Annotated in this window: 16 protein-coding genes; 11 read left to right on the forward strand and 5 right to left on the reverse strand. The window is 65.5% G+C overall.

Annotated elements, in window-relative coordinates:
- Window positions 1-159: 159 nt before the first annotated feature.
- Window positions 160-501, forward strand: coding sequence for an ISC system 2Fe-2S type ferredoxin (gene fdx, locus OKW45_RS19650; protein WP_018417529.1), 342 nt, complete (start codon window positions 160-162; stop codon window positions 499-501).
- A 15-nt stretch (window positions 502-516) separates the two neighbouring features.
- A complete protein-coding gene (iscX, locus tag OKW45_RS19655; RefSeq protein ID WP_013588918.1) occupies window positions 517-714 on the forward strand; it encodes a Fe-S cluster assembly protein IscX in 198 nt (65 codons plus the stop codon).
- A 98-nt stretch (window positions 715-812) separates the two neighbouring features.
- Here the strand turns inward: iscX and OKW45_RS19660 are convergent, their stop codons facing one another.
- The 5 genes from OKW45_RS19660 to OKW45_RS19680 all read right to left on the reverse strand — a co-directional run bounded on the left by OKW45_RS19660 (window position 813) and on the right by OKW45_RS19680 (window position 7651).
- Window positions 813-1559 carry a glycine zipper 2TM domain-containing protein gene (locus OKW45_RS19660; protein WP_429470587.1) on the reverse strand — a complete coding sequence of 249 codons (747 nt, stop codon included), beginning with the start codon at window positions 1557-1559 and terminating at the stop codon, window positions 813-815.
- A 344-nt stretch (window positions 1560-1903) separates the two neighbouring features.
- Complete coding sequence (gene lysS / locus OKW45_RS19665) at window positions 1904-3430, reverse strand: lysine--tRNA ligase (RefSeq protein WP_429470589.1); 1527 nt, start codon at window positions 3428-3430, stop codon at window positions 1904-1906.
- 174 nt (window positions 3431-3604) lie between these two features.
- Window positions 3605-4709 (reverse strand): peptide chain release factor 2 gene (prfB, locus tag OKW45_RS19670; protein ID WP_429470590.1). Its coding sequence is split into 2 segments (ribosomal slippage): window positions 3605-4627 and window positions 4629-4709, totalling 1104 coding nucleotides; the frame shifts between segments, so codons are not numbered across the junction.
- Between the two features lie 109 nt (window positions 4710-4818).
- Window positions 4819-6525, reverse strand: coding sequence for a single-stranded-DNA-specific exonuclease RecJ (recJ, locus tag OKW45_RS19675; RefSeq protein ID WP_429470592.1), 1707 nt, complete (start codon window positions 6523-6525; stop codon window positions 4819-4821).
- 16 nt (window positions 6526-6541) lie between these two features.
- Window positions 6542-7651: a regulator gene (locus OKW45_RS19680; RefSeq protein WP_429470594.1), complete on the reverse strand. Its 1110-nt coding sequence runs from the start codon at window positions 7649-7651 to the stop codon at window positions 6542-6544.
- A 306-nt stretch (window positions 7652-7957) separates the two neighbouring features.
- On the opposite strand from OKW45_RS19680, the gene OKW45_RS19685 reads away from it, so the two are divergent.
- The 9 genes from OKW45_RS19685 to ftsB all read left to right on the forward strand — a co-directional run bounded on the left by OKW45_RS19685 (window position 7958) and on the right by ftsB (window position 19183).
- Complete coding sequence (locus OKW45_RS19685; RefSeq protein ID WP_429470596.1) at window positions 7958-9211, forward strand: lipoprotein-releasing ABC transporter permease subunit; 1254 nt, start codon at window positions 7958-7960, stop codon at window positions 9209-9211.
- Window positions 9204-9959 (forward strand): lipoprotein-releasing ABC transporter ATP-binding protein LolD, encoded by a 756-nt coding sequence (gene lolD, locus OKW45_RS19690; RefSeq protein ID WP_429470597.1) that lies wholly within the window; start codon window positions 9204-9206, stop codon window positions 9957-9959. The genes OKW45_RS19685 and lolD overlap by 8 nt, the downstream gene beginning before the upstream one ends.
- Window positions 9960-10056: 97 nt before the next feature.
- Window positions 10057-10845, forward strand: a complete 789-nt coding sequence (locus tag OKW45_RS19695; protein WP_018417537.1) for a TatD family hydrolase — start codon at window positions 10057-10059, stop codon at window positions 10843-10845.
- Window positions 10846-10960: 115 nt separating this feature from the next.
- Entirely contained in the window at window positions 10961-13609 is a 2649-nt protein-coding gene (locus OKW45_RS19700) for a DNA internalization-related competence protein ComEC/Rec2 (RefSeq protein WP_429470599.1), read from the forward strand.
- A 116-nt stretch (window positions 13610-13725) separates the two neighbouring features.
- Window positions 13726-14529: an alpha/beta fold hydrolase gene (locus OKW45_RS19705; RefSeq protein ID WP_018417540.1), complete on the forward strand. Its 804-nt coding sequence runs from the start codon at window positions 13726-13728 to the stop codon at window positions 14527-14529.
- A gap of 140 nt (window positions 14530-14669) precedes the next feature.
- On the forward strand, window positions 14670-16331 hold the full coding sequence (gene pyrG / locus OKW45_RS19710; protein WP_018417541.1) for a CTP synthase: 1662 nt from the start codon (window positions 14670-14672) through the stop codon (window positions 16329-16331).
- Window positions 16328-17182, forward strand: coding sequence for a 3-deoxy-8-phosphooctulonate synthase (gene kdsA, locus OKW45_RS19715; RefSeq protein ID WP_018417542.1), 855 nt, complete (start codon window positions 16328-16330; stop codon window positions 17180-17182). Before pyrG ends, kdsA begins: the two co-directional genes overlap by 4 nt.
- Before the next feature lie 165 nt (window positions 17183-17347).
- Window positions 17348-18631: a phosphopyruvate hydratase gene (gene eno / locus OKW45_RS19720; protein ID WP_018417543.1), complete on the forward strand. Its 1284-nt coding sequence runs from the start codon at window positions 17348-17350 to the stop codon at window positions 18629-18631.
- A gap of 114 nt (window positions 18632-18745) precedes the next feature.
- The gene (ftsB, locus tag OKW45_RS19725; protein ID WP_184004149.1) at window positions 18746-19183 is read left to right on the forward strand and encodes a cell division protein FtsB; all 438 of its coding nucleotides are present in this window, start codon (window positions 18746-18748) and stop codon (window positions 19181-19183) included.
- Window positions 19184-19275: the final 92 nt, after the last annotated feature.

Consider the following 19275-nt stretch of genomic DNA (forward strand, 5'->3'; position numbering starts at 1 on the left):
ACGCGCGCTCCACCCACGGACGAATTGCGAACATCCCACGAACCACCGGAGCGCGCCGCGTGGGCTTAAAAAGTCCGCGCGACGCCAGTAAAATGACACGGAGCCTGCACGCGGCAATATGCTGGCAGCCGCCGTGCCTCAGACCCAAACGGAAACTGTATGCCTCAAATCGTTGTGCTGCCTCACGTCGAACTGTGCCCGGAAGGTGCGGTGATCGACGCCGTTCCCGGCAAGAGCATCTGCGACAACCTGCTCGATAACGGTATCGAAATCGAGCATGCGTGCGAGAAGTCGTGCGCGTGCACGACCTGTCACGTGATCGTGCGTGAGGGTTTCGCCGCCTTGACGCCGTCCGAGGAAGACGAGGACGATCTGTTGGACAAGGCATGGGGGCTCGAACCCGCTTCGCGCCTGTCGTGTCAGGCGCTCGTGCCGGACGAGCAGGATCTGGTCGTCGAAATTCCGCGTTACTCGATCAATCACGCGAAGGAAAATCACTAACAGGAGGGCGCCGCCATGAAGTGGACCGATACGCAAGACATCGCGATGGCTCTGACGGACAAGCATCAGGACGTCGATCCGCAGCAGGTTCGTTTCACCGACCTGCATCGCTGGGTGACCGAGCTCGAAGGCTTCGACGACGATCCGAACCGCTCGAACGAAAAGATTCTCGAAGCGATTCAGGCGGCGTGGATCGAAGACGCGGATTACTGAGCGCGTGTTCGAACGGGTGCATTGAACTCCAAAGAAAAGGCGATTCCACTGGAATCGCCTTTTTTCATTGCTGCGTCGAAGAAACTGGAGCGCTGACCTCAGTCGGCGAGGAGGCGGCCGTTCTGGACGCGCACGCGCTCGCCGTCGCGGAACGGCGGCGCCTCTTGATAGGTGAAGTAGCGCATCTTGCCGTCTTCCATGCGCACGCGCACCGAATACGACGTCGTGCTGCGCAGATGTTTTTCGACCGAGTTGCCGGCGAACCCGCCGCCGAGCGCGCCAAGGAGCGTCATCGCGGTACGCCCCCCGCCGGCACCGAACTGGTTACCGACGACGCCGCCGGCCACCGCGCCGCCGACCGCGCCAATACCGGTGCCATGTCCTTCATGGCGAAGCGCCGAGATCGCGACGACGGTGCCGCAAGTCGCGCAATAAGCGGCTTGCGGAGCCGGCTGCTGCGCATGCTGCGGCGCCGCTTGCGGCTCGGGTGGTTGTGTGTATTGCGACTGGGGTGCGGCCTGCGCCTGCTGCTGCGAGTACTGCTGTTGCTGCACCGAAGCAGGAGCCGGGGCAGGAGCGGATGGCGCCGCTTGCTGAGCCTGAACCTGCGGCTGTTGCGCGGATGGATTGACCGGCGCGGCCGAATCCACGACGCCCGGCGGTTGCGTGCTGACCTGCGCGGCCTGCGTCTGATTGTTCTGTGCGCCGTTGCCCGACGCCTTCGGGAACACGCCGGTGATCGCCGCGGTAGCGACGAGACTCGCGACGAGCACCGCGCCGGCGGCCACCGCGATCAACGGATGAAGACGACGTGGCTGCGTGGGTTGATGAGTAGGGGTGTCCATGTAGGGCCTCCGTTTCTGGCAGAGCCGACTTCTGATGAGACTGGGTGTCGGGCAATTCGATCCGGGCAGCGTTTCTATTTGTAACCGCTCAGGTGGCGCCCTCGGGCGTGGGTAGGCGCCCTTCACGCGGTGCGCTTTGTTGCAACAAGCTTCCAGGACCATCGAGTCCGCGGCGACTTGCGCGCGAACGAGCAGCTTTTACCGCTGGTTACAAACGATGAGAAGCAGAAAACGGTCCCGCAAAGCGAAAACGCGCGCATAAGAAAACGCCCGGCATCGACCGGGCGCTCTTCAAACCATCGCATTGCGCGCGAAGCATATCGAGCGCTCGCGCCGAGCGTCGCTCAGTCTTCGCGACGCAGATGCGGGAACAGAATCACGTCGCGGATGCTCGGGCTATCGGTCAGCATCATGACCAGACGATCGATGCCGATACCGCAGCCGCCCGCCGGCGGCATGCCGTACTCGAGCGCGCGGATGTAGTCGGCGTCGTAGAACATCGCTTCCTCGTCGCCGGCGTCTTTCTGGTCGACCTGCTTCCTGAAGCGCGCGGCCTGATCTTCCGGATCGTTCAGCTCCGAGAACCCGTTGGCGATTTCGCGGCCAGTGATGAACAGCTCGAAACGCTCGGTGATGCCTTCCACCTTGTCCGACGCACGCGCGAGCGGCGACACCTCGATCGGGTAGTCGATGATGTAGGTCGGCTCCCACAGTTGCGACTCGGCGGTCTCTTCGAACAGTGCCAGTTGCAGCGAGCCGACGCCCGCGTTGAGGAACTGCGGCTGCGACGCATCGACGCCGAACTTCTTCAGCTCGGCGCGCAGGAACGTGCCGTCGGCGAGCTGCTCGTTCGTGTATTGCGGCGCGTATTTCTGGATCGCCTGCGTGATCGTGAGCCGATGGAACGGCTTCGACAGATCGAGCTCGCGGCCCTGATAAGTGATGGTGGCCGTGCCGAGCGCATCGATCGCGGCCTGGCGAATCAGCTGCTCGGTGAAGTCCATCAGCCACTTGTAATCGGTGTAGGCCGCGTAGAACTCGATCATCGTGAATTCCGGATTGTGGCGCACGGACACGCCCTCGTTGCGGAAATTACGATTGATCTCGAACACGCGCTCGAAGCCGCCCACCACCAGCCGCTTGAGGTACAGCTCCGGCGCGATGCGCAGGAACATCTGCATGTCGAGCGCGTTGTGGTGCGTCGAGAACGGCTTGGCCGCCGCGCCGCCCGGAATAGGGTGCAGCATCGGCGTTTCGACTTCCATGAAGTTCGCGTCGGCCATGTACTTGCGGATCGACGAAATCGCCTTCGTGCGCGCGACGAACGTGCGGCGCGTTTCCGGCGTGACGATCAGATCGACATAGCGCTGGCGGTACTTCATTTCCTGGTCGGCGAGACCGTGGAACTTGTCCGGCAGCGGACGCAGCGACTTCGACAGCAGACGCAGCTCCGTGCAGCGCACCGATAGCTCGCCCTTGTTGGTGCGGAACAGCACGCCGCGCGCGGCGACGATGTCGCCCATGTCCCACTTCTTGAATGCGTCGTAGGTCTCCTGTCCGACGTCGGCCGGCGTGATGAAGAACTGGATCTGACCCGAGCCGTCGCGCACGGTCGCGAAACTTGCCTTGCCCATCACGCGTTTCAGCATCATGCGGCCGGCGATCGCGACTTCGAGCGGATTCGCTTCGAGCGCTTCCTTGTCGGCGTGCTCGTACTGCGCCTGCAGATCTTCGGCGCGGTGCGTGGGACGGAAATCGTTCGGATAGGCGACGCCTTGCTCACGCAGTTCGCGCAGCTTTTCGCGGCGCTCGGCGATGATCTTGTTGTCGTCCGCTTCGGGCACGACAGTCGGCTGGGTCGGTTCAGTCATGATGATTTGGTATTCGGTGGCCCGCCGCGGAGTGCTCCGCTGGCGGGAAGCCAGTCAGTGTAAAAACCTCAGGCGGTACGGGAAAAACGGCGAACAACTAGCGCGGAAGCAACGCAAAAGCAGCAACGGAGAAGGCGCGGTCCCGATCGGTGAACGGGGCCGCGCCGTGCGCGCCTAGACGCCCTGTTTCAGGCTCGCGCTGATGAACGGATCGAGATCACCGTCGAGCACGCTCTTCGTGTTGCTGATTTCGACGTTGGTGCGCAGATCCTTGATGCGGCTGTTGTCGAGCACGTACGAACGGATCTGATGGCCCCAACCCACATCGGTCTTGCCGGCTTCCAGCTTGTCCTGCTCGGCCTGACGCTTGCGGATTTCCGCTTCATACAGGCGCGATTTCAGCATCGCCATTGCTTCGGCGCGGTTGCGGTGCTGCGAGCGGTCGTTCTGGCACTGCACGACGATGCCCGACGGCATGTGTGTAATACGCACCGCCGAGTCGGTCTTGTTGATGTGCTGACCGCCCGCTCCAGAAGCACGGTACGTGTCGATGCGCAGATCGGCCGGGTTGATGTCGACTTCGATCGAGTCGTCGATTTCCGGGTACACGAATACCGACGAGAACGACGTGTGACGACCGCCCGACGAGTCGAACGGTGACTTGCGCACGAGCCGGTGCACGCCGGTTTCGGTACGCAGGAAGCCGTACGCGTATTCGCCTTCGATCTTGATCGTCGCGTTCTTGATGCCGGCGACGTCGCCTTCGGTCTGCTCGAGCACTTCGGTCTTGAAGCCCTTGCGCTCGCAATAACGCAAATACTGGCGCAACAGCATCGACGCCCAGTCGCATGCTTCGGTACCGCCGGCGCCGGCCTGGATGTCGAGAAAGGCGTTGTTGGGGTCGGCCGGGTTCGCGAACATCCGGCGGAATTCCATGTCGGCGACGCGCGCCTCGATAGCCTGGGCGTCACCCTCGCAGGCGAGCAGCGTCTCGTCGTCGGCTTCTTCGCGTGCCATCTCGAACAGGTCTTGCGCGTCGCGCACGTCGTTCGTGATCGACGTGAGCTTGCCCACCGTGTCGTCGAGCAGCTTCTTTTCCTTACCGAGTGCCTGGGCGTGCTTCGAGTCGTTCCAGACGTCCGGGTCTTCGAGTTCCCGGTTGACTTCGATTAGACGCAATGCTTTGTCGTCGTAGTCAAAGATACCCCCGTAGGTCGTCCGCGCGCTTGCGCAGGTCGGCCAGAGAGGCTTCGATCGCGTTGAGACGTTCCGCTTCCATGTCGATCTTCTATTCTGCGTAAAAAGCAGAAATTATAGCCGATCGGCACGCCGCGCCGGAGCCTCGCGGGCGATCCAGCGCGTGTTCGCGATTGATTTTGCGGGAGATTTCAGCTCACCGCGTGCTCGACGATCAGTTGCACGCGCGACACACCGTTCCATGTATCGCTTGCGAGCCGGTAGGCGACGGTCGTGCGCGCGGGTAGCGTGTCGGTGTGATTGAACCAGATCGCGTTGAAGCGCTGGCGGCCGCGCAGAAGTTGCAGCTTCAGGTGCTTGTCCTTCACCAACGCCTGCGAGGCGACCTCGAATTCGCCGGAGAACACCGGCGCCGGAAAACCCTGGCCCCAGACGGCCGCGTCGAGCATTTCGACGAATTGCGGCGTGAAGTACGCGTCTTCGAGCTCGCCGTCGGTTTCGATCGTGCGCGCGAGCGCCTGCGCGGACAGCCACTCGCGGCCGACCGCCTCGAACGCGGCGGTGAAGCGCGGCACGTCGGCGGCGGCGATCGTCAGGCCCGCGGCCATCGCGTGGCCGCCGAATTTGACGATCAGGTCCGGCTCGCGCTTCGAGATCAGATCGAGCGCGTCGCGCAGATGGAAGCCCGCGATCGAGCGGCCAGAGCCCTTGACGAGCACGCCGGTATCGTCGGCCGGCGCGAACGTGAACGACGGGCGGTGGAACTTCTCTTTCAGCCGTCCCGCGACGATGCCGATCACGCCCTGATGCCAGCCCGGATTGAACAACGTGATCGTGGTCGCGCCGTCGGGATCGACCGTCGACAGGTCGTCCAGCGCCTGCTGCTGCATGCCGGCCTCGATTTCGCGGCGCTCGCGGTTCATCATGTCGAGCTGCTGCGCGAGTTCCCAGGCACGGCCGACGTCGTCGGTGGTCAGACATTCGATGCCGAGCGACATGTCCGACAGCCGACCCGCCGCGTTCAGGCGCGGTCCCAGCGCGAAGCCGAGGTCGAAGCCGGAGGCGTTGCGCGCATCGCGCGCGGCGGCGCGAAACAGCGCGGCGATGCCCGGCTGCATGCGGCCGCGGCGGATGCGCTGCAGACCTTGTGCGACCAGCACGCGGTTGTTGCCGTCGAGTTTGACGACATCGGCGACGGTGCCGAGTGCGACCAGATCGAGCAGGCCGTCGAGGCGCGGCTCGGGCAGCGCGTCGCCGAACGCCCCACGGCGGCGCAGTTCGGCGCGCAGAGCGAGCAGCACATAGAACATCACGCCGACGCCGGCGAGACATTTGCTCGGGAACGTGCAGCCCGGCTGGTTCGGATTGACGATTGCACGCGCGACGGGCAGCTCGTCGCCGGGCAGGTGGTGGTCTGTGACGAGCACGTCGATGCCGAGCGCGTTGGCAGCCGCGACGCCGTCGACGCTCGCGATGCCGTTGTCGACGGTGATCAGCAGATCAGGCTTGCCGGCCGCGCTACGCGCCGCCAGCTCGACGATGTCCGGCGTGAGCCCGTAGCCGTGCTCCATGCGGTTCGGCACCAGGTAGTCGATGCGCGCGCCGAACATGCGCAGCCCGCGCACCGCGACCGCGCAGGCGGTCGCGCCGTCGCAGTCGTAGTCGGCGACGACCAGCATGCGGCGCTGCTGCTGGAGCGCGTCGGCGAGCAGCGCGGCGGCCGCGTCGCAGCCCTTCAGTTCGGCGGGCGGCACGAGCCGCGCGAGGCCGGTTTCGACGTCCTCGGGCAGGCACACGCCGCGCGATGCATACAGGCGCGCGAGCACCGGATGCAGGCCGCAGCGGGTCAGCACTTCGGCGTCGACGGGGGAGCAGGGGCGCGTAACGATTCGGGTCATGCGGAAGGGCCGTGGATCATTCGATGAAAAGCGAGGCCAGCACGCGCCGCCGCCAGAATTTGCGGAGATCGCCGCGCGTGACCGTCAGCGTCACCGAGCCGGTGTCGCCGCACAGCGTGAGGCCGAGCTCGGCGAGTTCGCCCGACTGCAGTGCCGCGAGCGCGGGCGCGAACCAGTCGGTCTGCAGCGCGGCGAATGCCTGGTTCCAGCGCGCCCAGTCCTGTTCGATGTAGGGCGCGGAGAAGGGGTCGAGTTCGACGAGCGTTGCGCCGCTGCCGTTGGTGGTACCGCGCAGCGCCGCGGCCAGTTCGCGATACGACGCCGGCGGCGCGCCTGTCGCGACCCCCGCGCTGAGCGCGAGACCGCGCGTTGCGGCGGCATCGGACAGCACCTGCGCGAACGGACTGCGCACGTTCCGCGCGGCGCCTTGCGCATGAAACCAGATCGAGTTGACGGCCGGCAGCCCGCGCGCCTCCCGCGCTTCGTTCACCGGATGCTCGAACCACGCCATCTGCACTTCGTTCTGCAGCTTCATCCACGCGCGCGAGCGTTCGCCGGAATGCGCTTCGTGCGGCAACCAGATCTCGATGTTGCGGCCGCTCGCGCGCAACGGCGACGCGCCCGCGAGCGAGCCGAAAGCGTCGCTCGACAGATACCAGCGGATTGGCTTGGGCGCCTCGATGCGCACGCCGAGTTCCTCGATCAGCGGACGCGCGAGCGCGAGCAGCGTGCTCGCTTCGTCGTCCGACAGATTGAGCGACGCCGGGTCGATCAGCACCAGGTGGTCGTGCGCGATGTGCACGTGTACCGGCTGCACGCAGGCCCACGTCGCGTTGCCGGGTTCGCCGCCGTCGGCGCGCAGCATGTAGGGCGCGAGCGGGGCTTCGTCGGCGGCGGCCGAGGCGCCGCCGGGCAGCGCGCCGAATTGTCGCGCGACCCAGCGCTCGTGCGGCAGCGTGCGCTGAAAATCCTCGCCGATCACGCGTTCGATCAGCGTCGCGCGCGCGATCAGCCTGTCGAGAGCGGGACACTGGATGTCGTGAAGCGCGGTGGAGGCGTCGGCCGCGGCAGGCAGCGCGAAGGGCAGCAGAAGATGGAGGCGGTCGGCAGGCATGATGCTGCGCATTGTAGGGCAAACGGTGCGAGTATTTCGACGAAGCGCGGCCGGTTTGTCGATGGCGCGGCCGAGGCACGTCCTTTGCGCGAGCCGGCGGCATTGTGTGGCAAACTTCGCGCTTGATCGCTGGACCCGGCAGGGTGGCGCATCGCGGCGCCGCGGCTCTATGCGCCGGCAGAGCTGCGCAGCGGCCGGGCGAGCGAGGAACGATCCGCGCCGCCGCGAGCCCAACGATCACGACGCTCGGGCCGCACGGCGGACGCTCGATGACCGCCGGTCCCGACATACAGTCGAAGAACGCACAAAAGGATTCGCTTGAAATTTCCCTACGAATGGCAGATTGGCTGGCGCTACACACGCGCCGGCAAACGCACGACCGGTAACGGCTTCATTTCGTTCATCGCGCTGGTGTCGATGTCGGGTATCGCGCTTGGCGTCGCGGCGCTGATCGTGGTGTTGTCGGTGATGAACGGCTTTCAGAAAGAGGTGCGCGACCGCATGCTGTCGGTGCTCGCGCACGTCGAGATCTTTTCGCCGACCGGTTCGATGCCCGACTGGCAACTGACCGCGAAGGAGGCGCGCCAGAACAAGGAGGTGATCGGCGCGGCGCCTTACGTCGAGGCCCAGGCGCTGCTCACGCGCCAGGATGCGGTGAGCGGCGTCGCGTTGCGCGGCATCGAGCCGACGCTCGAGCCTGAAGTGTCCGACATCGGCAAGGAAATGAAAAGCGGCAAGCTGGCCGACCTCGTGCCCGGCGGCTTCGGCATCGTGCTCGGCGCCGATCTGGCGGCCAATCTCGGCGTGCAGCTGAACGACAAGATCACGCTCGTCGCGCCCGAAGGCACGATCACGCCGGCCGGCATGCTGCCGCGCCTGAAGCAGTTCACGGTGGTCGGCATCTTCGAGTCGGGCCATTACGAATACGACAGCACCCTCGCGCTGATCAACATCAAGGACGCACAGGCGCTGTTCCGGCTGCCCGCACCGACCGGCGTGCGGCTGCGCCTCACCGACATGCAGCGCGCGCCGGAAGTGGCGCATCAGCTCGCGCGCACGCTGTCGGGCGATCTGTACATTCGCGACTGGACCCAGCAGAACAAGACCTGGTTCTCGGCGGTGCAGATCGAGAAGCGCATGATGTTCATCATCCTGACGCTGATCATTGCGGTGGCCGCGTTCAATCTTGTGTCGTCGCTGGTGATGACGGTGACCAACAAGCAGGCCGATATCGCGATCCTGCGCACGCTCGGCGCGCAGCCCGGCTCGATCATGAAGATCTTCGTCGTGCAGGGCGTGACGATCGGCTTCATCGGCACGGCGACCGGCGTCGCGCTCGGCTGCCTGATCGCGTGGAGCATTCCGTGGCTCGTGCCGATGATCGAGCATCTGCTCGGCGTGCAATTCCTGCCGCCGTCGGTGTACTTCATCAGCGAGCTGCCGTCCGAGCTGGTTCCGGCGGACGTCGCGCGCATCGGCACCATCGCGTTCGTGCTGTCGGCGCTCGCGACGCTCTATCCGAGCTGGCGCGGCGCGAAGGTCCGTCCGGCGGAGGCGCTGCGCTATGAATGACCGCCTCGCCCATCCCTCAACCGATTCACCCATGACCGCTCAGGACTCCGCGTCGCATCCGCTCGTGCTCGAAGCCACCGGCATTTCCAAATCGTTCGTGCAGGGCGGGCTGAACGTGCAGGTGCTCAACAATGCGCAACTCGCCGTGCGGCGCGGCGAGAAGCTCGCGATCGTCGGCGCGTCGGGCTCCGGCAAGAGCACGCTGCTGCACGTGCTCGGCGGTCTCGACGATCCGAGCGCGGGCCACGTGTCGGTGCTCGGCAAGCCGTTCACGAAGCTCTCCGAGCGCGAGCGCAACGATCTGCGCAATCGCGCGCTCGGTTTCGTGTATCAGTTTCACCATCTGCTGCCGGAGTTTTCCGCGCTCGATAACGTCGCGATGCCGCTGCGGATTCGTCGCGAGACGACCGAAGTCGCGCGCCGCGAGGCCATGGCGGTGCTGGAGCGCGTCGGCATGGGGAATCGCGCGAAGCATCGACCAGGCGAGCTGTCGGGCGGCGAGCGTCAGCGTGTCGCGATCGCGCGTGCGCTCGTCACGAAGCCCGCCTGCGTGCTCGCCGACGAGCCGACCGGTAACCTTGACGGCGGCACCGCCGACACGGTCTTCAACCTGATGCTCGAACTGTCGCGCACGCTCGAGACGAGCTTCGTGATCGTCACGCACGACCCGGAGCTGGCGGGCCGCTGTGATCGCATCATGCGGTTGCGCGACGGCGTCCTGCACGAAGAGCCGCCGGTGCCAGTCTGAGTGCGGGCCGGCACGGTCGTGGCGGGTCGCGGATGACTCACCGCCACGCGGACCGCCGGGCCGCCTTCGGTCCGTCCTCTTGCCAGCGAGATAACCCATGTGGATCGATACGCATTGCCATCTCGACGCTTCGGAATTCGACCCCGACCGTGATGCGGTTGCGGCGTCCGCGCGCCATGCGGGGGTGTCGCGCATCGTGATTCCGGCGATCGGGCGACAGAACTTCGCGGCGGTGCGCGAGCTCGCGCATCGCGTCGACGGCGGCGCGTACGCGCTCGGCATTCATCCGCTGCTCACGCCGCACGCCGTCGATGCCGACCTCGACCTGCTGCGCATGGAGATCGAGGCGAGTCTCGACGATCCGCGCTTCGTCGGCATCGGCGAGATCGGGCTCGACTATTTCGTCGACGGTCTCGACGATGCGCGCCAGCAGTTTTTCTACAACGGCCAGTTGCAGCTCGCGCGCGAATTCGATTTGCCGGTCATCTGCCATGTGCGCAAATCGCAGGATCAGGTGATCAAAGGGCTGCGCCGGCATCAGATCCATCGCGGCATCGCGCACGCGTTCAATGGCAGTTTCCAGCAGGCGCAGGCGTACATCGATCAGGGCATGCATCTTGGATTCGGCGGCAACCTGACGTTCGAGCGCGCCCGGCAGATCCGGCGACTCGCCGAACAGCTGCCGTTCGATGCGCTGGTCGTCGAGACCGACGCGCCGGATATAGCGCCGTCATGGATGTACAGACAGCGCAATTCACCCGAGCAGATTCCGGCGATCGGCGCGAGCCTCGCGCGACTGCGCGGTGTCACTTCCGACGCAGCCGCCCTTGGCACAACGGCTAACGCGCTCGCCGCGCTGCCGCGACTCGCGCTTTCCTCTGCATAATCGATTCCGTTGATCGAAAGGGTTCGCGTCGGGCGATCCCCACGCCCGGCGGGCTCGCTGCTGCCCGTTCGCTGGCGCGGTGACGACGCCCGGCGCCAGCGGATACGGAGGGCGGATGCGGGCGGTCTGGTGTGGGTTTGCGTTGGGCGTGGTCTGGCTGCAGCGACAGGCGGTGTTGCCGGATACAGGTGGATGGTGCGCGTTGATACTGGTCGGCTGCACGGCGGCCGGCGTTGCGGTGTGGGGTTTGCGTGGCGGCGGAGCGGCTGCGGCGGGTGTGACAGGTGCGACCGGTGCGGCCGGTGTGGCGCTCCAGCGCGAATACGAGCGGGGCTTCTCGCACCAGTTCGCTAGCCGCGTATGGCGCGACGCTCGGATGCGGCGGGTGGCCGGTTGGGGCGCGGTGTGGTGCGCGGCGATCTGCGTCGGCTTCGGCTACGCGGCGGTGCGCGCGCAAGCGCGGCTCGCGGTGAGCCTGCCGCACGAGTGGGAAGGGCGCGATATCGAGGTGGTCGGCACGATCAAGGGATTGCCGACGCGTGACGACAAAGGCGCGCGCTTCCTGTTCGACGTCGATACGAACGGTGCGCGGCTCGCCGCTTTCCCGCGCGTGATCCAGCTAGCCTGGATCGCACGCAACGCCGCGGCGCCGCGGCTCGAACCGGGCGAACGCTGGCGTCTGACCGTGCGCCTGAAGCGCCCGCACGGCAACGCGAATTTCGGCGTGCGCGATGCAGAGGCGAGTCTGCTCGCGCGCAACGTCCGCGCGACCGGCTATGTGAGCGTGCCGGACCATGCGCGGCGCCTGACCGGTCACGCGCGCGGGCTCCCCGTGCTGGTCGACCGCTGGCGTGCCGGGTTGCGTGCGCGTATCGACACGGTGCTTGCCGATGCGCCGCATCGCGGCGTCGTCGTCGCGCTCGCGATCGGCGCGCAGGACGAAGTGAGCCCCGCCGACCGGCAATTGATGCGCGGCACCGGCACGAGTCATCTGGTGGCGATTTCGGGCTTGCATATCGGCCTGGTCGCGGGGCTGACCGGCTGGCTCGCGGCAGCAATCTGGCGACGTTCGGGGTGGCTCGGCCACAACTGGCCGCTACGCTTGCCCGCGCAGTTCGTCGGCGTGACGGCCGGTGCGATGTTCGCCACACTGCATGCCGCGCTCGCGGGATTCAACGTGCCAGCGCAACGCGCGCTGTGGATGGCCGCGCTCGTCGCGCTGGCGTTCGTCGGCGGCCGGCAGCTAGCGCGCTCCACTGTGCTCGCGTGGGCGCTCGGGCTCGTGCTGCTGGTCGATCCGTGGGCGGTCGTGTCGGCCGGATTCTGGCTGTCGTTTTGCGCAGTCGGCGCGATCCTGTTCGCGATGTCGGGGCGGCCGCGCGTGCGGGGTCCACTGGCGTCCCATCATCATGAAGACGAGGAGGGCAGCGCGGCGGGTCCCGTATCGATCCGGCGTCTGCGCGTACTCGCCGAACGATTGCGCAGCGCCGCTCACGCGCAATTCGCGGTGACGGTCGCGCTGGCGCCGCTGACCGCCTACTGGTTCGCGCAAATTCCGCTCGCCGGTCCGCTCGCGAACGCATTCGCGATTCCCTGGGTGAGCCTGCTCGTCACGCCGACGGTGCTCGCGGGCGTCGCATTGCCCGCGCCGCTCGATGCGTTCGCGTGGCGCGCCGCGCACACGCTGCTCGATGGTCTCGCGGCCGGACTGCAACTGGCGTCGGGACCGCGCTGGACGCTGTGGTGGCTGCCGCAGCCGCATGCGTGGGCGCTGGCCGCGGCGGCGCTCGGTGTGCTGTGGTGTCTCGCGCCGCGCGGCTGGCCCCTGCGCTGGGCGGCGCCGCTGTCGTGGCTGCCGCTACTGATGCCCAGCGCAAGCGGCGCACTCGCCGAGCCATCAGGCGCGTTCCGTCTGACTGCGCTCGATGTCGGGCAGGGCTCGTCGGTGCTCGTGCAGACCGCGCATCACGCGTTGCTGTTCGATGCGGGTCCCGGTCCGGAATCGAGCCACGCTGGCGAGCGCGTGGTGGTGCCGTTCCTGCAGGCGCAAGGCGTGACGACGCTCGATACGCTGATGATCAGTCACGCAGATTCGGATCATGCGGGCGGCGCGCCTGCCGTTTTCGATGCGATCGAGGTGCGTCAGCTGGTGGCTGCTCTGGAGCCGGACAATCCGCTGTGGCCGAAGGCAAAACAGCATGGCACGCAGACGCTGCCGTGCGTGGCGGGACAGCGCTGGCAGTGGGATGGTGTTGAGTTCGCCGTGCTGTGGCCTGACGTCGGGGCACTCACGGGCAAGGCGAACGAGCATTGCTGCGTGTTGAGGGTCAGCACGTTGCCGGCCACCGACGCAAGCCGGGCGGCGGCGTTGGTCGGTGCGAACGCGCCGCGTTTCACGGCCCTGCTGACCGCCGACATCCAAGCGCCGACCGAACGCGCGCTGCTCGCGCGCGATCCCGCTATGCTGCGCGCACAAGTGTTGATGGTGCCGCATCATGGCAGCAAGACGTCGTCGACCGAACCGTTCCTCGACTCTGTCGATCCGTCCATCGCGTTATTTCAGGTAGGCTACGAGAATCGCTTCCATCATCCGAATGCGGGCGTGTTCGCGCGCTACGCGGCGCGTCATATCGAACTCGGGCGCAGCGATCGCGATGGCGCCGTGAGGGTCGACGTCGATCCGGGCGCGCGCGGTGCGGAGGGCGCCGCGCTCACGCTCGAGCGCTATCGGGACACGCAGCGCCGCTACTGGATGGAGCCATGAGCGCGTCGCGGCCCGATGAGCGCAACAGCGCAGACAACAGGCTCAAGCAGGGGTATAAGCAGCGGCACAGGCAAAGCACCGCCCACGCGTAAAAAACACAACGGAGATCGCCGCAGTTGAAAAACATCATCCATTTCTCGCATGCGAACGGCTTTCCGGCCTCGACTTACCGGACGATCTTCGCCGAACTCTCCGACGACTACGACGTGCGCTCGATCGAGCGGATCGGCCATGATCCGCGCTTTCCGGTCACGCAGGACTGGCCCCATCTGGTCGAGCAACTGCTCGACGACATCGCCCGCAAGTACGAGCAGCCGGTGTGGCTCGTCGGGCATTCGCTCGGCGGTTATCTGTCGCTGATGGCGGCGCTGAAAAAGCCGCAGTGGGTGAGAGGCGTCGTGATGCTCGACTCGCCGGTGATCGCCGGCTGGCGCAGCAGCATGCTGCGCGTGTCGCAATGGACCGGGCTCGACGAGCGGCTGTCGCCCGCCGCCGCGACGCGCAAGCGGCGCACGCAATGGACGAGCCGCGACGAAGCATGGCGGCACTTCCATTCGAAGCCCGCGTTCGCCCGCTGGGACGAGCGCATGCTGTCCGACTACATCGACTTCGGCATTCCGCAGAGTTCGCCCGACGGCACCCGGGTGCTCGCGTTCGATCGTCGCACCGAATACCAGATCTACCGGACGCTGCCGCATACGCTCGGCGCGCGGCTCGCGCGCGGCGCGCCGGTGCCGGTCGGCTTCATCGCCGGGACACACTCGAAGGAAATCCGCCAGGCCGGGCTCGACGCGACGCGACGCGCGACCGGCGGGCATATCGAGTGGATCGAGGGCAGCCATCTGTATCCGATGGAAAGGCCGATCGAAACCGCGCGCGCAGTGCAACGCATGCTGCGTGAACTGGAGCGAACCGCCTGACGTTGCGCGCACGAAGCGGGCCCCAAACCTCTGCTCCAGCTGCCACGCGAGGCGGCATCGGCACGCGTGGGTCGGCCGTTTTTTGCTGGGTCGGGACCATCCTTTACGGTATAATCCGTTTTTCCCGCGAGCATCCAGCGATGACCAAATATGTTTTCGTCACCGGCGGCGTAGTATCTTCCCTCGGCAAGGGTATTGCCGCCGCTTCCCTCGCCGCGATCCTCGAATCGCGCGGTCTTAAAGTCACCCTCCTCAAACTCGATCCCTACATCAACGTCGACCCCGGCACGATGAGCCCGTTTCAGCACGGCGAAGTGTTCGTGACGGAAGACGGAGCGGAAACCGACCTCGACCTTGGCCACTACGAGCGCTTCATCAGCACGAAGATGCGCAAGGCCAACAACTTCACCACGGGCCAGATTTACGAGTCGGTAATCCGCAAGGAACGCCGCGGCGATTATCTCGGCAAGACCGTGCAGGTCATCCCGCACATCACGAACGAAATCCAGGCATTCGTCGAGCGCGGCGCAGCGTCTGCGACGTGCGGCGAGCCGGATGTCGCGATCGTCGAAGTGGGTGGCACGGTGGGTGACATCGAATCGCTGCCGTTCCTCGAAGCCGCGCGCCAGATGAGCCTGCGCCTCGGCCGCAACAGCGCGTGCTTCGTGCACCTGACGCTGGTGCCCTGGGTCGCCACGGCCGGCGAACTCAAAACCAAGCCGACCCAGCACAGCGTGCAGAAGCTGCGCGAAATCGGTATCTTGCCGCACGTGCTGCTGTGCCGTGCCGACCGCCGCATTCCGGACGACGAGCGCGCGAAGATCTCGCTGTTCTCGAACGTGCCCGAAGACGCGGTGATTTCCGTGTGGGACGCGGACAGCATCTACAAGATTCCGCAGATGCTGCACGACCAGGGTCTCGACGCGATCATCTGCGAAGAGCTCAGGCTCACGCCGAAGGCGGCGGACCTGTCCATGTGGTCTGACCTCGTCGAGAAGCTGCAGAACCCGAAGCACGACGTGACGATCGGCATGGTCGGCAAGTACGTCGATCTGACCGAGTCGTACAAGTCGCTGATCGAAGCGCTGCGTCATGCGTCGATGCATACGTCGACGCGCGTGAATATCGAGTACATCGACTCCGAAGAAATCGAAACGCAAGGCGTCGGGAGCCTCAAGCATCTCGACGCGGTGCTCGTGCCGGGCGGCTTCGGCCGTCGCGGCACCGAAGGCAAGATCGCCGCGATCCGTTATGCGCGCGAAGCGAAGGTGCCGTATCTCGGCATCTGCCTCGGCATGCAGCTCGCCGTGATCGAATTCGCCCGCGACGTCGTCGGCCTGAAGGACGCGAACAGCACCGAATTCGATCAGGAAACGAAGAACCGCGTGGTCGCGCTGATCACCGAGTGGTACGACCGCGAAGGCCGCGTCGAGAAGCGTACCGAAGAGTCGGATCTCGGCGGCACGATGCGCCTCGGCTCGCAGCGCTGCCCGATCAAGCCCGGCACGCTCGCCGAAGAGATTTACGGCACCGATGTGAACGAACGCCACCGTCACCGCTATGAGGTGAATAACCGTTTCGTGCCCCAACTCGAAGGCGGTGGCCTCATCATTAGCGCCCGTACCCCGAGCGAGGATTTGCCGGAAATGATGGAGCTGCCGCGCAGCATGCACCCGTGGTTCGTCGGCGTCCAGTTCCACCCTGAATTCACGTCTACGCCGCGTGACGGTCATCCGCTGTTCAAGTCGTTCGTCGAAGCGGCGCTCGCGCATCAGCAGTCGAGGGTCGAGGAGAAAGCATGAAACTGGGCGATTTCGACATCGGGCTCGACAAGCCGTTCTTCCTGATCGCCGGTACCTGTGTCGTCGAATCCGAACAGATGACGATCGACACGGCCGGCCGCCTGAAGGAAATCTGCGCGAAGCTGAACATTCCGTTCATCTACAAATCGTCGTACGACAAGGCCAATCGCAGCAGCGGCAAGTCGTTTCGCGGTCTGGGCATGGACGAAGGTTTGCGCATCCTGTCGGAAGTGAAGCGCCAGCTCGGTCTGCCGGTGCTGACCGACGTGCACGCCGAACACGAGATCGAGCAGGTGGCGTCGGTCGTCGACGTGCTGCAAACGCCCGCGTTCCTGTGCCGTCAGACCGACTTCATCCACGCGTGCGCGCGCTCGGGCAAGCCAGTCAACATCAAGAAGGGCCAGTTTCTCGCGCCGCACGACATGAAGAACGTGATCGACAAGGCGCGCGACGCCGCGCGTGAAGCGGGTCTGTCCGAAGACCGCTTCATGGCGTGCGAGCGCGGCGTGTCGTTCGGCTATAACAACCTCGTGTCGGACATGCGTTCGCTCGCGATCATGCGCGAGACCCACGCGCCGGTCGTGTTCGACGCGACGCATTCGGTGCAGTTGCCGGGCGGTCAGGGCACGAGCTCGGGCGGGCAGCGCGAATTCGTGCCGGTGCTCGCGCGCGCCGCGGTCGCGGTCGGCGTCGCCGGTCTGTTCATGGAAACGCACCCGAATCCGGCGCAAGCGAAGTCGGACGGGCCGAACGCGGTGCCGCTCAATCGCATGGCCGACCTGCTCGAGACGCTCGTCACGCTCGACCGGGCCGTCAAGCGCGGGCCGTTCCTCGAAAGCGATTTCAACTGATTCAGGTGTGCGCCGCGTGTCACGATTGCCCTCGACAATCAAGCCGCGGCGTTTTCGCATAGTGGTCGTCGAACGTATCGGCGCGCGAGTTGTCTGTCGGGGAGACCGGCAGGTGCGCGATGCAAGGTCACAGTAAAGAATTCAACGTCATCCTTTGAGGAAACCATGAGTGCTATCGTAGACATCATCGGTCGAGAGATTCTCGATTCGCGAGGCAACCCCACCGTCGAATGCGACGTGCTGCTCGAGTCGGGCACGATGGGGCGCGCAGCCGTGCCGTCGGGCGCGTCGACCGGCTCGCGCGAAGCGATCGAACTGCGCGACGGCGAAGCCGGCCGCTACGGCGGCAAGGGTGTGCTGAAGGCCGTCGAGCACATCAACACTGAAATCTCCGAAGCGATCATGGGTCTCGACGCTTCCGAGCAGGCATTCCTCGACAAGACGCTGCTCGAGCTCGACGGCACCGACAACAAGTCGCGCCTCGGCGCGAACGCGATGCTGGCCGTGTCGATGGCCGTCGCGAAGGCCGCGGCTGAAGAAGCCGGCCTTCCGCTGTACCGCTACTTCGGCGGCTCGGGCGCGATGCAATTGCCGGTGCCGATGATGAACATCGTCAACGGCGGCGCGCACGCGAACAATAGCCTGGACATCCAGGAATTCATGATCGTGCCGGTCAGCCAGCCGAGCTTCCGCGAAGCACTGCGCTGCGGCGCCGAAGTGTTCCACGCGCTGAAGAAGATCCTGTCGGATCGTGGCATGAGCACGGCAGTCGGCGACGAGGGCGGCTTCGCGCCGAACTTCGGCAGCAACGAGGAATGTCTGTCCACCATTTTGCAAGCCATCGAGAAAGCAGGCTATCGCGCCGGTGAAGACGTGCTGCTCGCGCTCGATTGTGCGGCGAGCGAGTTCTACCACGACGGCAAATACCAGCTCGCGGGCGAAGGCCTGCAGCTGTCGTCGACGGAATTCGCGGACTACCTCGCGAACCTCGCCGACAAGTTCCCGATCGTGTCGATCGAAGACGGCATGCATGAGGGCGACTGGGAAGGTTGGAAGACCCTGACCGACAAGCTCGGCAACAAGGTCCAGCTGGTCGGCGACGACCTGTTCGTGACGAACACGCGCATCCTGAAGGAAGGCATCGAGAAGGGCATCGCGAACTCGATCCTGATCAAGATCAACCAGATCGGCACGCTGACGGAAACCTTCGCGGCGATCGAAATGGCCAAGCGCGCGGGCTACACGGCGGTGATTTCGCACCGTTCGGGCGAAACCGAAGACTCGACGATCGCGGACATCGCCGTCGGTCTGAACGCCGGCCAGATCAAGACAGGTTCGCTGTCGCGTTCCGACCGCATCTCGAAGTACAACCAGCTGCTGCGTATCGAGGAAGATCTCGGCGATATCGCGAGCTACCCGGGCAAGTCGGCCTTCTACAATCTGCGCTAAGCGGCCTTCGCCAAATTGTTCACACCGATCGATGAGCCGGTTATCCTTCGTTTCTGATTGACCTCGCCGCCCTGCGTATAGCGCAGGGCGGCGCGTATTTATTGTGCTTACTTCATGCGGCTTGTCACTGCTGTCCTGATCGTTCTGCTGGCGTTGATCCAGTACCCGCTCTGGTGGGGGCACGGCGGCTGGCTGCGCGTGCATGAGTTGCAGGGACAACTCGCGCAGCAACTGCAGAAGAATGCCGACGCGAAGCTGCGCATCGAGCGCATCCAGGGCGAAGTGCAGGACCTGCAGAATGGCACGGCCGCGGTCGAAGAGCGGGCGCGCTACGAAATGGGCATGGTCAAGGACGGCGAAGTGTTCGTTCAGTTCGTGTCGCCGAACCAGCCGTTGCCGTTGGCGAATACCCCGTCGGCGAATACCTCGACGCGCGGTGAGGTGTCAGCCGCGCCGCTGCATGTGGTACCGAATCCGGAGTCGCGCGCGAAGCCGGATCGCAAGCATGGCGGGAAGGCAGCGGCTGCGAAGGAGAAGAAGCCGGTGCACTGAGGTTCGATATTCGCAGCGGCCTCGCAGGAAGGCACAAAAAAGCGCGGTTCATTTTGAACCGCGCTTTTTTGTTTTTATGCTGCCGTGTTCGG

The sequence above is a fragment of the Paraburkholderia lebeckiae genome, assembly GCF_050436225.1.
GTDB classification, from domain to species: domain Bacteria; phylum Pseudomonadota; class Gammaproteobacteria; order Burkholderiales; family Burkholderiaceae; genus Paraburkholderia; species Paraburkholderia tuberum.

What these genes read in the sequence shown, in the direction of transcription:
- ftsB (WP_184004149.1), top strand. Translation starts at nt 18,746, where the DNA reads ATGCGGCTTGTCACTGCTGTCCTGATCGTTCTGCTGGCGTTGATCCAG.
- lysS (WP_429470589.1), bottom strand. Translation starts at nt 3,430, where the DNA reads ATGACTGAACCGACCCAGCCGACTGTCGTGCCCGAAGCGGACGACAAC.
- pyrG (WP_018417541.1), top strand. Translation starts at nt 14,670, where the DNA reads ATGACCAAATATGTTTTCGTCACCGGCGGCGTAGTATCTTCCCTCGGC.
- lolD (WP_429470597.1), top strand. Translation starts at nt 9,204, where the DNA reads ATGAATGACCGCCTCGCCCATCCCTCAACCGATTCACCCATGACCGCT.
- eno (WP_018417543.1), top strand. Translation starts at nt 17,348, where the DNA reads ATGAGTGCTATCGTAGACATCATCGGTCGAGAGATTCTCGATTCGCGA.
- fdx (WP_018417529.1), top strand. Translation starts at nt 160, where the DNA reads ATGCCTCAAATCGTTGTGCTGCCTCACGTCGAACTGTGCCCGGAAGGT.
- iscX (WP_013588918.1), top strand. Translation starts at nt 517, where the DNA reads ATGAAGTGGACCGATACGCAAGACATCGCGATGGCTCTGACGGACAAG.
- recJ (WP_429470592.1), bottom strand. Translation starts at nt 6,525, where the DNA reads ATGACCCGAATCGTTACGCGCCCCTGCTCCCCCGTCGACGCCGAAGTG.
- OKW45_RS19680 (WP_429470594.1), bottom strand. Translation starts at nt 7,651, where the DNA reads ATGCGCAGCATCATGCCTGCCGACCGCCTCCATCTTCTGCTGCCCTTC.
- OKW45_RS19700 (WP_429470599.1), top strand. Translation starts at nt 10,961, where the DNA reads ATGCGGGCGGTCTGGTGTGGGTTTGCGTTGGGCGTGGTCTGGCTGCAG.
- kdsA (WP_018417542.1), top strand. Translation starts at nt 16,328, where the DNA reads ATGAAACTGGGCGATTTCGACATCGGGCTCGACAAGCCGTTCTTCCTG.
- OKW45_RS19660 (WP_429470587.1), bottom strand. Translation starts at nt 1,559, where the DNA reads ATGGACACCCCTACTCATCAACCCACGCAGCCACGTCGTCTTCATCCG.
- OKW45_RS19695 (WP_018417537.1), top strand. Translation starts at nt 10,057, where the DNA reads ATGTGGATCGATACGCATTGCCATCTCGACGCTTCGGAATTCGACCCC.